The organism is Novipirellula galeiformis (genome assembly GCF_007860095.1).
GTDB lineage: Bacteria > Planctomycetota > Planctomycetia > Pirellulales > Pirellulaceae > Novipirellula > Novipirellula galeiformis.
Genome location: NZ_SJPT01000009.1, coordinates 60,189 through 75,157, shown reverse-complemented (window position 1 = coordinate 75,157; position 14,969 = coordinate 60,189). Strand labels below are relative to the sequence as shown.

The window sequence follows — 14,969 nt, the reverse complement described above, 5'->3', positions numbered from 1 at the left end:
AGCGAAAGATCAAACTCGAAAATGACGCGAGAATTTCAGCTGCGGAAGGCTGGCGAGTCTCATGAGCCGAAGTTTCACTTGCGTAGCTACGCTCGCCAGAGCGTGGACGGTTTGGCGTCCAGTGCGAATCACCACCCTCGGGCGAAGCTCGTTACCCAGAAAAGCTTCGTAGCGTTGGGCGGGAGGATCGCGATGGGATTAAACGACCGGCGCGCCTGTGTTTTGGCTCATCCGTTTTGCTGCGACCAATTCATGGAATTGGTGACGCAGGTTTTTGAGCCAGACGACCAGGTAAAGATTGCCGGCCATGGAAATCAGAAACAGCATGTTGAACAGAGACTGTGCCGCAAACGACTTGGGGGTGCTCTGTGATTTCAGGTAGGCCTCACGCTCAGCGGCCAATGCGGCGTCACGGGCGTCATAGCGACGATCCTGGTCGGATGGCGAGCGAGTGTTGTCAGGATTCATGCCGTTTTGCGACGCTAAAACGGGGGCGTTCGGCATCCCAGCAAAATTGCCTGGGTTTCCTTGCGATCCATTGGAACCATTGGGATTCGTTCCGTAATTCATGGGTTCGCGTGGCGAAGGTGTCGCGGTTGCCGGAGTCTGTTCTGCGAGCCGAGGGTTAGGGGCGACGGGGGCGTTTTGATTGGGAAGAAGACGGCCGAAGCGATCAAGCAATCGCCCTTCACGGTCGATGTAGCGACCGTAGGCGTCGACGCTCCAAGCGCCCGGCGGCATTCCGGCATCGTTGGGCGAAACTCGGGGGTCTCCATTTGCGATCGCCGACGTTGCGGCTGCGTCAAAATTAGAGGCCTGCGTCAAATTGCGGTCGTTTGGATTACGGTCCAACGGCCGGTTGTTTTGCTCCGCTGCGTTGTAGGGACTGGCGGTTCCTTGAGCGAACGGGCTGGAGGCGGGAGCCGAAGGAGGCAAATTTGATTGAGCGCGTGCAGCTTGGTCACGCTGGTATTGGGCGCGTTCGAATTGTTCTTTTTCGTATTGCTGCCGCTGCTGGTACGCTTGCAGATCATTGCTGGCGGTGTCGTTGCTATTGGGGCGCGACGGGTTCAAGGCTTCGGGGGGTCTGCCGAACGTCGAGGAGGTTCCCAGCCCCATGTTAGAGCTCGTGCCGGTCGCGGGGTTGGTTACCATGCGTGGTTGGGTGGCTTGCGCCGCAGGGCTGCGAGGGTCGACGGCGGATCGCGAATTGGCCGCAGAGCTGCTAATTGGATCGGTGGTTGGCATTGGGGACGAGATGCCTTGGGGACGCAGGTTGGGATCGTTCAAATCACGCCAATCTTTGTCACGGCCTCCTGCCATCGGATCGGTGGAGGGGGCTGCTGCCACATTGCGGTTCGTCGTTCCCGCGGCGCTGGAGCCGGTGAATGAGGGGACGTCAAAATTGCCGGAACGTGGATTGGCGGTCGTGGCTGCGGCATTCGGCTGGCCGTTGCCGGCGGCCGCAGCGCTGGCACCTCCGACGTTAAAGCCGTTGCGCAATGCGTCGTTAGCGCGATCGGCCAACCCCGAAGCGGACTCTTGGACACCTTGGCCAGCGCGATTGATCGCAGTATCGATTTCGTTTCTGGTTTGGTTGCCCAACGCTTGGACGGCGGTCGTGAGGCCGTCGCGTGCGCTGGCTGCCGCATTTTCAGCAGCCTCTTGAAGTGATTGCGGTTGAAGTGATTGCGGCAACGCGGAATTGGGGAAATTGAACCCAGGCCCCGCCGCGGAATTGCTCGCGTCGGGCTTCATCATCGACTCGGCCTGCGCGCCAATTCCTGTAGGGCTTCCGGCCAACTTGGTCGAAGGGGCGCTGAGTCCCGGAATCGGCTGCGCCGGCGAACGCTCGGTCATCTGCGGAATGGGAATCGGATTTTGGTCGTTGGCGTCAAACGCAGTCGGTTCGCGAGATTGCGTCTCAACGATCCCCGAGCGAGAACCGTCGTTTGCCGCCATGCGGGAGCCGCGGCCCGCAGCGCCTGGAGCAACGGGGACTTCGTGACGAAGTTGAGCGACGTGGGGAGGCGTTTCGCGAGGCAAAGGTTGGTTGCCCACTCGGATCACGACGCGACTGACATGCCCCTGAACCTGAGGGTCAATCACGCTGCTGATCTCGCCCGTTTCCTGCAAACGATCGACTTGTTCGGCGGGAACTTGAATGATGTATTCGACGCCGCCACCGCCATCGGGTTGCCAGCCGTAGGTGACGCCGATTGCCGCGAATAGCAGTAGCACGGGGACTCCGCCCATTGCTTCAATCCTTGAACAAGTGCAAAAAAACAACCGCCATTGGCCCTGTCTTCGTTCCCTGACTGAATCCGAATAACGATTCAATTCATCGCGGGCAAGACCACATCAACGTGACGAGTGCTGGCGATGATAACGCCCGATGCCCTGGTCGGTAAAGAGACATTTATTGGGCAATTCAGACTGTCTTTGGCAGTCTCGGCAAACAAGGCGAAATAGGCGGCGGGGCGAGTGGGCCGTGATTTCGCAGTGGAATTGCAAGCAAATCACGCGAGTGAATGACATTGCGGCGCTCGGGACGAGCGTTTAGTAACGGTCGACGGTCGGATCGACGGTCTGGCTCCAAAGGTCAATGCCGCCGTCCATGTTTTGTACCTTTGTAAAACCGCGACCGCGTAATCCCTGGGTCACTTGCAGGCTACGGCCACCGTGATGGCAATGGACGACAATCAAGCGGTCTTTGTGTTCGTCGAGTTCTTGCACGCGCGATCCAATTTCACTCATTGGTATCAGCGTGCTGCCGGTGATCTTTGCGACCGCGTACTCGTTTTCCTCACGAACGTCGAGCAGCAAAAAATCGTCGCCTCGTTGAAGCATTTCTGAAACCGAGGAGACGTCGATTTGGATGGGAAGTTCGTTGGATTCAGACATGAGAAGCGAGGGGAAGCAGGAGTGAGGAGTCAGTAAAGTGGCGAATGGGGCTTCGCCGACTACAGTCGGCAATTGGACAACGTCGTTTCAAAGATCGCCGATGCACCGAGCTTCTCGAGCTGCTCCATGGAATCGATGATTTGTTTTCGCTGAACCATCACTCGGACGCTGCACCAATCCTGGTCTTCGAGCGCGTTGATGGTGGGTGATTTAAAGCCAGGCGTGATTTTTTCTGCTTCAGCCAACTTCAGGCGAGGAATATTGTATTCCAACAGCGAGTAGTCTCGCGCGATCACGACTCCTTCGAGTCGCCGCACGACGCGGTCGGCGGTTTGCTTGTCGCGGCATTGGTCGTTTTGGATCAAGACGGTTTCGTAGGAGCCAATTTCATCAAGGATACGAAGTCGATTTGCAGCCAGCGTGCTGCCGGTTTCAACCAAGTCGACGATTGCATCGGCAACGCCAAGTTGGATCATCACTTCCACACTGCCGGTCAACGAGACCAGATGAGCCTTGGCACCAAAACCGGCCAAGTAGCGTTGGGTGATTTCCGGAAAGCTGGTGGCGATTCGCGTGCCATCGAGATCGGCAGCGGAGGTCACGGGGGAGTCTTCAGGAACGCAGACGGCAAGTCGACAGCGTCCCACTCCTAATTTCATCCGCAATTGGACATCGCCACCCGCTTCATCGACCAAGTCGCTGCCGGTGATTCCCATGTCGATGGCTCCTTCGGCGCAGAGCGTCGGAATGTCATCGGTGCGCAGGAAGATCAAATCGATCGGTAATCCACTCACGCGTGCGAAGAGTCCGCGAGATTGGCGACGAAACTGGAGTCCGGCTTGGCCGAGCAAATCGCCTGCGATTTCGCTGAGCCGACCCTTGCTGGGCAATCCGATTCGGAGGTTATTTTCCGTTTCCAATGGAATCTGCTTTCTTGTGCAATCTAGGTTTGGTTTTACTCGGCTTTTGAGCCACTGTTTTTGCCTCGGCTGGCTTTTTCGACAAGCCCCGATGTTCCTTCACGCCGTCCGAGTTCGTTGGCCACTTCGCTCAAATCGACCCCTTTCCACGCCAGTAAGACCATCGCGTGGTAGATCAAATCGCCCGCTTCGTAGACAAAATGCTCGCGTCCAGCGTCTCCCTCTTCGCTGGCCGCTTCGATCATTTCCTCGGCTTCTTCGCGGATTTTTTTGCCAATTTTCTCAGCCCCCCCATCCAACAGTTTCGTGGTGTACGAGCCTGCGGGCCGATTTTTGGCGCGTTCTTGCAGCGTTTGCATCAAACGGACGAGCGGATCAAGCGAATCAGACATGGGGGGATCAAATGGGATGAGGGGACGGGCCGTGATGGGAACGGGCCGTGATAGGGAACAGCCGATAGGGGCCGGGCCAAAACAAACGAGCACGCGATACAAAAACCAGGCCAAGGCCTAGCCTATTGTCCCGGCACCAATTGGCAACCGGACAGCGGTAATGCAGGCCTCGTTTTGCCCTAAATATCGCCTCATTCGCCCGTTTGCAACGTCGTAGGTTGCTGAGTCAGCAAGTAGGCTATGACATCCTGGATTTGCTGAATCGTCATCGTTTCCGAGAAATTCGCTGGCATCAGCGACTCGGTCGAATGTTGACGCTGTTCAATCTCGTCGATTGCCAGCGAGAATTCCTGGCCGGTTTGGTCCGCCAACACCACCCGATCGCCCTCCTCACGCCGCAGTAAACCGGTGAGAATATTGCCATTGAGCGTCAGGATTTGCGTCATTCGGAACGCCACATCGACGTTCCGATTCGGATCGATCACGTCTTCGAGCAAGCGATCGATGCCTCGGTTTCCGACGCCATCAAGCTGCGGCCCCACGACGCCCCCCTGGCCTGCGATCTGGTGACACGTGGCACAATGTTGCTTGAATACGACTTCACCCTCGGCGGCTCGGGGGGGCGAAGCATGGTGTCGCATTCGTTCACGCAATTCGGCGAGCCGCTGAGTCGTTTGGGCGTCTTCACGTGGTAAGTCGCGTGTGATCTCGGCGACTCGTGTCTTTTGCTCCGGCGTTGCGTTGCGCTGAATCAATTCGGAAATTCGACCGTCAAGCAGCAATCGAGGTGACCCCTTGCCCTGCGAAATGCGGCTTAACAGCAAGTCAATTCCGAACGACGTTCGAGTGAGCCCCGCCGTGATCACTCGCTGAAGTTCATACGGAGACGTTTCCAGACCACGAGCGAGTGCGTGCTGTGCCGCTTCGTTATCGAGATTCGCCAGCGTTTCCGATGCGGCCACATGAAGCTCGTTCGCTTCGTCGTTCGCAGTCAAAATCCCAAATAGGATCGGGACGATCGATGCCGCGTCGCTCACACGCAACGAGCTGGTCATCGCTCGTTTGCGGATTTGAGGCGGCTGATTCACATCGCCCAGTAGCGATGCAATCAAGCGACCATGTTCGCTCAGTTTAAACTCGCCCACGAGTTCGATGATTCGGTCACTCGAGTTGTCCTCGGCGATGGTCACGACCGCGGGGCTGATTCGGCCGACCGCGATCCAAGCGTAGGCATCGGCTTGATGCGCATCGACAATTTCGATGACCGCGGTGTGACCGGCGTGTTGTGACAAATCCCAGGTGTACCGCACGGCAACATCGCTGCGCGGTGGCGTTTGTTCCGCAAGGGGCTGGCCCGATTCAAGATCGACTAATCGGATCAAGTTCTTTGGACTCTCTGGCGAACCGGGGGCACCGTTGTGGCCAGCCATCCAAAATTGAATTTGTCTTGGAACGATAAACGCCCGACTTCGCAAGATTCCCGTTAAGGTTTCGCCTGCGCTGATGCTGTCCCAAAACAAAGCTTGCGAATTCCCGTCCGCCGAATTTCGCTGGCGAATTCCCCACGGAGATTCTGACGCTGCGATCCCCGGAACTTGGTGATTGGCCCACTGGGCGGGTTGGGACGTAAGTTGGCTAAGCAATTTCGGCGCAAGCTCGGACATCCAAGTGCGGAGCGATGCGGATTGCTCAACTGCAGAACCCTTGTTCTGCATTCCTTTGGCTATTTTCGAAAGGATCTCGAATTGGGAGTGGGTATCGTCCGCGAATCGCCGCGTTACGATCGAGATCATCCTTGCGATTTGGGCGTCGGATCCGTGGTTGCCGATTTGTACCGCGATTCGATCAACCGATGTTTCCCAATCGGTTGTGGTTTCTAGCAGGCTTAGGCTTAGATCGGCGGCGACTGTTCCGTCGGTCACCGCCGATACCTCCGTCAACCGCTCGCGAAGATCACCCTCAATCGATTCCAGCGTTAACCCGGTGACGACCGATTCGCTGAGCAGATGATCGCGCAGCGAGAGCCGCAGCGTGTGAATGAGATGGGTGTCTTCGTTAGGTGTCGTTGCCCACGTTTTTAGTATCGGTTGGACGTTATCGCTGGAGGGATGTCGCCCCAATGCATCGACGGCCGCACGTTGCACAAATGCGTCTCTGTCGTGCAATGCGTTTAGCACTAATGACGATTCGGTTGTGGTCCAGCTATTTCGCTCGGCCAGCATTTTTAACAAGTGGGTTCGTACGATCGCGGCGGGATCGTTGGCAAGTCGTTTAAGTAATTCATCGTCAAGAGATCCCGTTCGCTCAAGCACCCACAAACCATGAGCCCGCGCGGTTGCCATTTCGCTCGACGCAACCGCATCGCGGACCAGACGGAGCGATTCTTCGTTAGGGCTATCGACCAAATAGTGGGTGGCTAGCGTTCGTACTTGCAAGTTCGGATCGGACAATCGATCGACAAGCTCGTGGGGGGACAATTGCGTCAGATCCGTTGGGCTCAATTCGACTGGCGACTTGGCGTCGCCTTGATAAACGACTCGCCAAACCCGTCCATGCGTGCGATCACGATCGGGATGATCCAGCGGGGCTTCGTAATGTCCAATCACCAAATTGCAAAAGTCGGCGATGTACAATGCTCCGTCGGGGCCCACCATCGCATCGACGGGACGAAACCAAGGATCATCGCTGGTGATGAAGTCGGGCTGCGTCTGGCACAGCAGGGTAGAGCCAAACGGCTTTAGTGCGTCGCGATGCACCCGTCCCGTCACGGGGTTGCAGATAAATAGATTGTTGCGGTATTCCTCGGGGAAATGCTCTGCGGCGTAAAACGCGGGGCCGCAAATTCCCGTCGATCCATGTAGATGATCGATCATCGTGGGGCCGTATCCAATCGGCGGCGGTGTGCCACCGAATTGCGGATACGTGGCACCTCGTAGCAGTTGATAGACCGGCTTGGAGTGGCAGTCGGAATTAAATAAGTTCCCCCAGGGATCGAACGTCATTCCAAACGGATTGACTTGGCCCTGGGTCAGCAGTTCAAAGTGCGATCCATCCTCGCGAAATCGGTACGTATTCCCCGAATGTAGTCTCACTACATTCCCGTTGGTGTCCGTAATTTCACTGTGGTTTGAAAAACCGTGACAACCATAAACCCAGCCATCCAATCCTCGGGTGAAGGAGCTTGCGTTGCCATGGACATCGATGTTCCCAAAACGCGTGTACCGGGTCGTTTTCACATCCGCTTGTCCATCGTGATCGTGATCGATGACGTGAAAGATCGAAGGAATGGCGTAGACGAGAGCCTCGTCGCCGTCGCCGAGCGGAACGTTGCCGATCGGAATGTTTAGCCCACTGGCAAAGTGAGTGATCCGCTTGGCTGCGCCTCGGGGGCCGATTTCGACGACGGTCAATCGATCGCGTGGCGGGTTTTCGCCACCACCGGAAAATTGCCCGCGGTTCGGTTCGACTCCCTCGCTTTTTGCGGGATAGGGATATTCGATGGAATGCGTCAACCACAGCCGCCCTCGCGCATCGAAATTCAAGTTCATCGGCTGGCCGATGTCGGGATCACTCAGCACCAATTGAATTTCAAAACCGTCGGGCAAATGAAACATGTTCACCTGCTCGTTGGTCGCCCGGGGCGTGGGTTGCGCCATTGCGATCGAATTCGACGCGATCGCAATGGCAATCACACCGCAGATCCCTACGAAAACACGAAACGAGTAAAGCATTGACTTCATCCCTTCACGTTCGAGAACCCTGCGATGAAAAAAACGGTCTATTTCGCTTGGTAGACTTCGACTTCGCTGGTGAAAGCGTACGCGTTGCTGTAGCCGCCCGCCAAGGGAGCGTGATGGTCCTGGAAGGTCAGACGCACGTATTTCGCTTCGGTGTCGTCAAACGACGCGACCGCCCGCTCGGCTTTGCCTTGTCCAAACGAATGCGATCCCACCTCCTGAAACGTCTTCCCATCGTGACTAACCGAAATCGCCACGGTTTTGGTTGAACCCACATCGGGAACACCAAAGCGAACAAGATTGATCGGTTGAGGTTTTTTCAAGTCGATGGTGACCGACTTGGGGAACTCTTCGCTTTTACCTGTGGCAAAACATTCAGGGCTACGGTTGCCCCAAACTCCATCGGTCAACCCCGTGTTCCAACCCGAAACGTTCGGGTCACTCGATTCCCAAGTGCATCCCAGTGCAACGTTGTCACCGAGTGAAGGGTCGATGGGCCAATGCGTGTGAAACGAGCATGCGGGCAACCCGTCTTTGTCCATCAAATTGGGCATTGCCAGTTTGTTCCAACCAAACCGCACCGCTTTGGGTTCGGGCACATTCGCCGATTGAACGACGATTTGATTGCCGTCGATCGTCGCGGTCGCTGGGTGAAAGTTTCCGTCGATGCCGGCAATCTCGAAATCGGTCAACGGTTTGCGGCCACGCGACGCGAGTCCCGAATCGGCATGGTTGAATGTCACGCGGATCGTCGCGCCGTCGACTTTGTGGTTTTCATAAAGGGGACCGCTCGGGTCGATGCCCACTTGATCGTACGTATCGGCCAACGCCCACAGCGACAATCGTCGCGCGACTTCCTTTTTGTGTTGCGGGTGGATGTCTTTGAGTTCGGCAATGTCGGTAATCACCGACATCCCGGTGTGGGGAATCTTCATGCATTCACGCTGAGCAACCCAAAAACGGGCCAGCATCTCAGGATCCTCATCGCTATATTGATAGGGTGCGATTTGCACGAAGTAGAATGGCAACTCAGGCTGTTTGAACGCATTTCGCCATGAGGCGAGCAACGCTTTTTTCTTATCGACATAACCCAATCCATCCTTGCGATTCGCTTCACCCTGGTACCAAATCGCTCCACGAATCGCCATCGGTACCAGCGGATGGATCATTGCGTTGTAGAGCGTCGTCGGGGTGGCGGCGGATTTTGTCAACGTTGCCGGTTGGGTTGGCAGCGGGGGGGCTGCTTGATTATGGTCAAGCGCACTGCTTAGCGACTCGGTCCACTGCTGGACTTGTTGTAAATGAGCTTCCTGGGATTTGCGGTACGCTGGTGTTCCGGGGGTTTGCGAGCGAATGCGATCGGCTTCACTCTTCAGTGTGGGCACCGCTTCGACCCCCTCCACACTGGTCCATGGCTCGATCCGTGTTCCGCCCCAAGCACTTTGGATCATGCCCACGGGGACGCCAAGTTCCTCGTGCAATCGCAAGCCAAAGTAGTAGCCAATCGCCGAAAAACTGGCTGATGTTTCAGGAGAGCTCCGCGTCCAGTTCGCTTCGACATGGTCTTGCGGCGTCAGTGCGGTGGTCAGCGGGACGGCGAACAGACGTAGGTTGGGATGAGTCGAGTTAGGAATGTCGGCTTTGGAATCCGGCTTCCTTTGCATTTCCCATTCCATGTTCGATTGACCCGACGCCAACCAAACTTCGCCGACCAACACGTCGGTTAGCTCAACGCGGCGTTGTTCTTTATTGGGTTGTTCTTTATTGGACTGGACGATCAACGATTGAGGTTCAGCATTGGCCTTCATCGAATCCAGTTCGATGATCCACTTGCCGTTCTTATCCGCCGTGGTGGTTTGGGTTTGGTTTGCAAACTTGACGGTGATCGATTCGCCAGCGTCTGCGACGCCCCATACCGGGACACTTTGTTCTCGTTGCAGCACCATGTGATCTGAGAACACCGATGCGAGCCTGAGGTCCGCTGCGGAGAGCAGCGGGGTGGGGAGGAGCAGGAATAGAATGAAGGTGAGGGTTTGTTTCATGATGATTGTGGGAGAGTGGGAGAGTGGGAGAGTGGGTCCGGCTTAGTGAAATCACAACCGAAGCGTAAACGAGGGAAAGTGGATATTGATTCGGTCCCTCGCTGACGCGTCGGGTTCAGATGATGATTGCTCCGCGTTGTACCCGGTGCCTTGCGGCCCAGAGTTGACGGTTGCGTTTTGCATTTCGATCTTGGTGGCTGGTTGGAAGCCTAGCCCCATGGGCTTAGGCGATTTCCCAGCCTTTGCGGTAGGCGGTTTGGATCAGTGATTGAGCCTTGGTGTTGTTGCCGGCGGACAGCGTTTTGGCGTTCCAATCGAATCCGCCCGTACGGTAGGCAACATTGCCAAGCAATACCGTCTCGGCCATCGGGCCGGAGTAATCGAAGTTGCAGGTCGCTGCGTCGCCGCCCTTGCACGCGGCGATCCACTCGTTGTAGAAACCCGGCGAGTCGGGCACTGATTTCTCAGGCCGTTTGAAATCGGCGAATTTCTCTTCAGGCAGCAACTCGTGTTTGTCAAATCCGGATAACAACATTCCGTCATCGCCAATGAACAGCGTGTTATGGCCTTTGCCAGAGATCCCACGCTGGGCAAGCACCTCGGGCGTGCCGTGGTACCAATGCAGATCCAAGGGACTGTTTTGATTCGTTTGGTCAAAGCGATAGGTGACGTGCATCGATTTGGGCGTTCGCTCGGCGTCCACCTCAGGACCGCTGGCGTCGATGTGACTCGGGTATCGCAGCCCCAATGACCAATACGGGATGTCCAGGATATGGCAGCCCCAGTTGCCGGTTTCGCCAGTTCCGTAGTCCCACCAGAAACGCCATCCATAGGGACAGAAGGAGGGGTGGTAGGGACGTTTTTCTGCGGGACCTACCCAAAGTTCGTAATCGAGCCCCGCAGGGACGGGGGGAGTGTCCTCGGGAATCGCTGGCATGCCGCGGCTGCCGCCGATCCAGCAGTGCACCTCGTTGACCTTGCCAATCGCGCCGCTTTGAATCAGCTCGACGACGCGGTGCATGTTGGGCATCGCGTGGCGTTGATTTCCTAATTGAGTCGCAAGCTTGTTTTCGCGAGCATAGTCGGTCAGCGTGCGGGTTTCCCAAACGTCGTGGGCCAGCGGTTTTTCCAGATAGGTGTGCAGTCCCAACTGCATCGACGCATAAGCGATATGAAAGTGCGTGTGATCGGGCGTGCTGATCACGACGCCATCGAGATCCTTGCCGAGCTTGTCGAGCATTTTGCGATAGTCGGTAAAACGCTCCGGCGACGCGTATTTTTTGAACGAACCCGCCGCTCGGCTCTCGTCGACATCGACCATTGCGACCAAATTCTGAGAGCTGACGCCATTCACATTGGCGGTACCCCGGCCGCCGACGCCGATGCAGGCGAGGTTCAATTTTTCATTAGGGCTTTCGGCCGCGGAGATGCGGCGCGGCAAGGCACCGTGATAAAAGGCCATCCCGGCGGCAGCAGCGGTTGTGGTTTTAAGGGCGTCGCGCCGAGAGATTTGTGATTTCATGACTAGCCTTGGTGGGAAGGAGGGAATATCGACGGGGGGGGAATCGCAGCGAAGGAATATGCAATCGGGAACCGCGTGTTCGCAGGAACCCCCCGGTCTACAAGCGGCCTAGTTTAACAGAATGATCCAGCAAACACCCCCTTTCGCTTCCAGGGGGACTAATGGAAACTGCCCCATTCTCGTTTGTTTTTATTGTAATTCCGCGTGGGCGGAGGATTCGCCATGAAATATGTGATCATTATTCCTGACGGCTGTGCGGACGAACCCATCGAAGCGCTCGGTGGCCGCACTCCCCTGCAAGCCGCCCATTTGCCCGCACTGGATCGCTTGGCATCGCAAGGCTCGTTGGCGCTGGCTAACAATACGCCGGCGCATTTGCCCGCCGGCAGCGAGGTCGCCAACCTCTGTTTGCTCGGCTACGACCCCGATGTCTATTTCACCGGGCGTGCCCCCTTAGAAGCCGCCGCGCAAGGCATCACGCTGGGCGAACATGATTGGGCGGTGCGCTGCAATTTGGTCACGATCGAAGACCAAACGATGGTCGACTTTACCGCCGATCACATTTCCAGCGAAGAAGGGGCGGAGTTGCTGCGTGCGGCCCAGGCCGAATTGTTAGCCAAAGCCGCCGCCGCGGGCGATGTGATGGCGTCACGGTTTGAATTTGTGCCGGGCGTCAGTTATCGAAATCTGTTGATTTATCGAGGCGACGCCTCCACTCCGGCTCCCTTTTCCAGTGACACTCGATCGCAAGCCCCGCATGATTTGACCGATTTGTCGGTGGCGAACGATTTTCCACGCGGCCCGGGCAGCGAATGGTTGGTTCGTTTGATGAGTGAATCCGAGGAGCTGTTTGCCTCGCATCCGGTCAACCAAAAACGGATCGCCGAGGGCAAACGCCCGGCGACCCATCTGTGGTTGTGGGGACTCGGTGGTGCACCACAATTGCCAAGTTTTCACCAGCGTTACGGCATCAACGGAGCGATGATTACCGCCGTTGATTTGTTGCGTGGCATTGCTGCTCTAGTGGGTTGGCCGCGAATCGAGGTCGCCGGCGCCACCGGATATCTGGACACCGATTATGAAGCCAAGGGGCGCGCGGCGGTCGAAGCTTTGGAACAGTATGACGTCGTTTGCGTTCACATCGAAGCGCCCGATGAAGCTTCGCATGAAGGACGCCACGATGAAAAAATCAAGGCGCTGCAAAGCATCGACAAATCGATTGTGGCCCCGCTGTGCGAAGCCCTGGCCAAGCATGGAGATTACCGGATCTTGGTGACTCCCGATCATCCAACCTTCTGTAGCACCAAGAAACACACGCACGGGATGGTTCCGCTGTTGATGGCGGGGACCGGAATCGATGCCGATTCACAGACCAGCTATGACGAGATTACAGCGGAGGCGAGTGGCCGCCGATTCGATCACGGTTGGGATCTGATGGACGCGTTTATTAAGCTCTAAAGCCCTTTGGCATTTCTCTGTTTCCTTCACCCTTTTAACTTCACCTGCTTCCCATGTCACTGATCGTTCAAAAGTTTGGCGGTACCAGCGTCGCTGATGTCGAAAAGATCCGCGCCGCGGCACGCAAAGCCATTCGTGCCCAGCAACAAGGTCATCGCGTGGTGATGGTCGTTAGCGCGATGGGCAAGAATACGGACGTGCTGTTAAAGCTGGCCAGCGATGTCAGTCCCAATCCCCCAGCGCGTGAAATGGACATGCTGGTCAGCACGGGGGAACAGGTCAGCGTCGCCTTGGTGGCGATGGCGATCGATGCCCTGGGCTCCAAGGCCGTCAGTTTGACGGGAGGCCAGATCGGCATGAAAACCGACGATAGCTTCAGCAAAGCACGCATCCAATCGATTTCCACCGAGCGGATCGAGCGTTTGTTGGACGAAGGAAACATCGTCGTCGCCGCCGGTTTTCAAGGCATTGATGATGATTTGAATATCACCACGCTGGGACGCGGTGGTAGCGATACGACCGCCGTCGCATTGGCCTCGGTGCTCGGCGCCGATGCCTGTGAGATCTACACCGATGTCGATGGCGTTTACACCACCGACCCGCGATTGTTGCCCGAGGCGCGTCGTGTCGATGTGATTAGCTACGATGAAATGCTCGAGCTCGCCAGTCTCGGGTCGGGCGTGATGCACAATCGCAGTATCGAGTTTGCCAAGAAATTTAATGTTCCAATCCACGTCCGCAGCAGTTTTTCGGACATGCAAGGGACCATGATTGTGACCGAAACCGAATCGCAAACCGCGTCGGTTTGCGGAGCGGCGATGACCCCCAACGAAGCCCGGGTCACCGTGCTCGGTGTCCCCGACGTGCCCGGGAAAAGTCTGCAGATCTTCTCGGCCATTGCGGCCCAAAAGATCGCCGTCGATATGGTGGTCCAAGACATCGGGTTGCAGGGACGTGCGGACATCTCCTTTACCGTTCGCGAAGAGGATCTGCAAACCACGCTCAAGACACTGAAGGAAGTGTTGCCCGAGGTCGGTGCTCACGCGGTCACTTATGACGACCAAGTCTCCAAGGTCTCGGTGGTTGGAGGCAATATGGCCAAGCAAACCAACGTGGCATCGACCATGTTTCGAGCGCTGGCCGATGCGAATGTCAATATTCAGATGATCACGACCAGCGAAATCAAGATTTCGACCCTCGTGCCCCGTTCCCAGGCCGATGCGGCTCTGCGAGCCGTCCATCACGCGTTCACGCTGCATGAAAAGCCCGAAGACGCAAAATCGTGGGACCAAATTCGCTCCGAACGTGGTAATCGCGCCGATGTCGATGCATTGATCAGTCGCTTGCAAGCGGACGTGCTCGAGGCGCTGACGTTGACGGGAATTTCCCTCACCAAGTCACAAGCGCGTGTGACGTTGCACGGCGTTCCCGATAAGCCAGGAATTGCCGCGGACATCTTCGAGACGATCGGCGAGGCCGGCGTCTTTGTCGACATGATCGTGCAAGGTTATGACGGGGAAGATGGTTCGACGAGCATAAGCTTTACCATCCACCAAGATGCGATCGAACGTAGTTTGGAGGTCACCCATCAAGTTTGTAAGAAACACGGGATGCGCGATTTCCAAAGCGGTACCGATATTTCCAAGATTACCGTCAGCGGGATTGGGCTGCGTAGCCACACGCAAGTGGGAACGATTCTGTTCAAGCAGCTGGCCGATCTGGGCATTAATATCGAGATGATCGGAACGAGTGAGTTGCAGGTCAATGCGGTCGTTGCGACCGAAAAGGTGGAAGCGGCGACCGAGCGACTCAAGAAAGCGTTCGCGGCTTCCTTGGAGTCCGCAGCGGGATAACGCGGGGCCGCTAAAAAATCGAGCGGTTAAAACGGTGATTGGATAATCATTTTCAGGCTGTTTTGGTTCCCGCTCCATTCGCCGTCGAGCTAACAAACCTTCGCGTTTAGCGAACACGATGCCACGAAAAAACCGGCTTCC

Annotated in this window: 9 protein-coding genes; 2 read left to right on the top strand and 7 right to left on the bottom strand. The window is 56.6% G+C overall.

The genetic code is table 11. The features are described 5' to 3' along the window. Window positions 1-198: 198 nt before the first annotated feature. From Pla52o_RS21390 to Pla52o_RS21360, 7 genes are all read right to left on the bottom strand, one after another. Complete coding sequence (locus tag Pla52o_RS21390; RefSeq protein WP_146596675.1) at window positions 199-2,256, bottom strand: hypothetical protein; 2,058 nt, start codon at window positions 2,254-2,256, stop codon at window positions 199-201. 303 nt (window positions 2,257-2,559) lie between these two features. Next, window positions 2,560-2,904: a rhodanese-like domain-containing protein gene (locus tag Pla52o_RS21385; RefSeq protein ID WP_146596674.1), complete on the bottom strand. Its 345-nt coding sequence runs from the start codon at window positions 2,902-2,904 to the stop codon at window positions 2,560-2,562. A 59-nt stretch (window positions 2,905-2,963) separates the two neighbouring features. Continuing rightward, window positions 2,964-3,824: an ATP phosphoribosyltransferase gene (gene hisG, locus Pla52o_RS21380; protein ID WP_146596673.1), complete on the bottom strand. Its 861-nt coding sequence runs from the start codon at window positions 3,822-3,824 to the stop codon at window positions 2,964-2,966. Between the two features lie 35 nt (window positions 3,825-3,859). Continuing rightward, the gene (locus Pla52o_RS21375) at window positions 3,860-4,216 is read right to left on the bottom strand and encodes a phosphoribosyl-ATP diphosphatase (protein WP_146596672.1); all 357 of its coding nucleotides are present in this window, start codon (window positions 4,214-4,216) and stop codon (window positions 3,860-3,862) included. A gap of 191 nt (window positions 4,217-4,407) precedes the next feature. Continuing rightward, window positions 4,408-7,956, bottom strand: coding sequence for a DUF7133 domain-containing protein (locus tag Pla52o_RS21370; RefSeq protein ID WP_146596671.1), 3,549 nt, complete (start codon window positions 7,954-7,956; stop codon window positions 4,408-4,410). Window positions 7,957-7,994: 38 nt separating this feature from the next. Further along, a complete protein-coding gene (locus Pla52o_RS21365; RefSeq protein WP_146596670.1) occupies window positions 7,995-9,995 on the bottom strand; it encodes a sialate O-acetylesterase in 2,001 nt (666 codons plus the stop codon). Between the two features lie 223 nt (window positions 9,996-10,218). Continuing rightward, complete coding sequence (locus Pla52o_RS21360; RefSeq protein WP_146596669.1) at window positions 10,219-11,517, bottom strand: Gfo/Idh/MocA family protein; 1,299 nt, start codon at window positions 11,515-11,517, stop codon at window positions 10,219-10,221. Between the two features lie 222 nt (window positions 11,518-11,739). On the opposite strand from Pla52o_RS21360, the gene Pla52o_RS21355 reads away from it, so the two are divergent. Both Pla52o_RS21355 and Pla52o_RS21350 read left to right on the top strand, forming a co-directional pair. Beyond that, window positions 11,740-12,975, top strand: a complete 1,236-nt coding sequence (locus Pla52o_RS21355; protein ID WP_146596668.1) for a cofactor-independent phosphoglycerate mutase — start codon at window positions 11,740-11,742, stop codon at window positions 12,973-12,975. Window positions 12,976-13,028: 53 nt separating this feature from the next. Then, window positions 13,029-14,828 (top strand): aspartate kinase, encoded by a 1,800-nt coding sequence (locus Pla52o_RS21350; RefSeq protein ID WP_146596667.1) that lies wholly within the window; start codon window positions 13,029-13,031, stop codon window positions 14,826-14,828. Window positions 14,829-14,969: the final 141 nt, after the last annotated feature.

Bases quoted from the DNA above. Each gene is read 5' to 3' on its own strand.
- Pla52o_RS21365 (WP_146596670.1), bottom strand. From the start codon at position 9,995: ATGAAACAAACCCTCACCTTCATTCTATTCCTGCTCCTCCCCACCCCG.
- Pla52o_RS21375 (WP_146596672.1), bottom strand. From the start codon at position 4,216: ATGTCTGATTCGCTTGATCCGCTCGTCCGTTTGATGCAAACGCTGCAA.
- Pla52o_RS21355 (WP_146596668.1), top strand. From the start codon at position 11,740: ATGAAATATGTGATCATTATTCCTGACGGCTGTGCGGACGAACCCATC.
- Pla52o_RS21385 (WP_146596674.1), bottom strand. From the start codon at position 2,904: ATGTCTGAATCCAACGAACTTCCCATCCAAATCGACGTCTCCTCGGTT.
- Pla52o_RS21390 (WP_146596675.1), bottom strand. From the start codon at position 2,256: ATGGGCGGAGTCCCCGTGCTACTGCTATTCGCGGCAATCGGCGTCACC.
- Pla52o_RS21370 (WP_146596671.1), bottom strand. From the start codon at position 7,956: ATGAAGTCAATGCTTTACTCGTTTCGTGTTTTCGTAGGGATCTGCGGT.
- Pla52o_RS21360 (WP_146596669.1), bottom strand. From the start codon at position 11,517: ATGAAATCACAAATCTCTCGGCGCGACGCCCTTAAAACCACAACCGCT.
- Pla52o_RS21350 (WP_146596667.1), top strand. From the start codon at position 13,029: ATGTCACTGATCGTTCAAAAGTTTGGCGGTACCAGCGTCGCTGATGTC.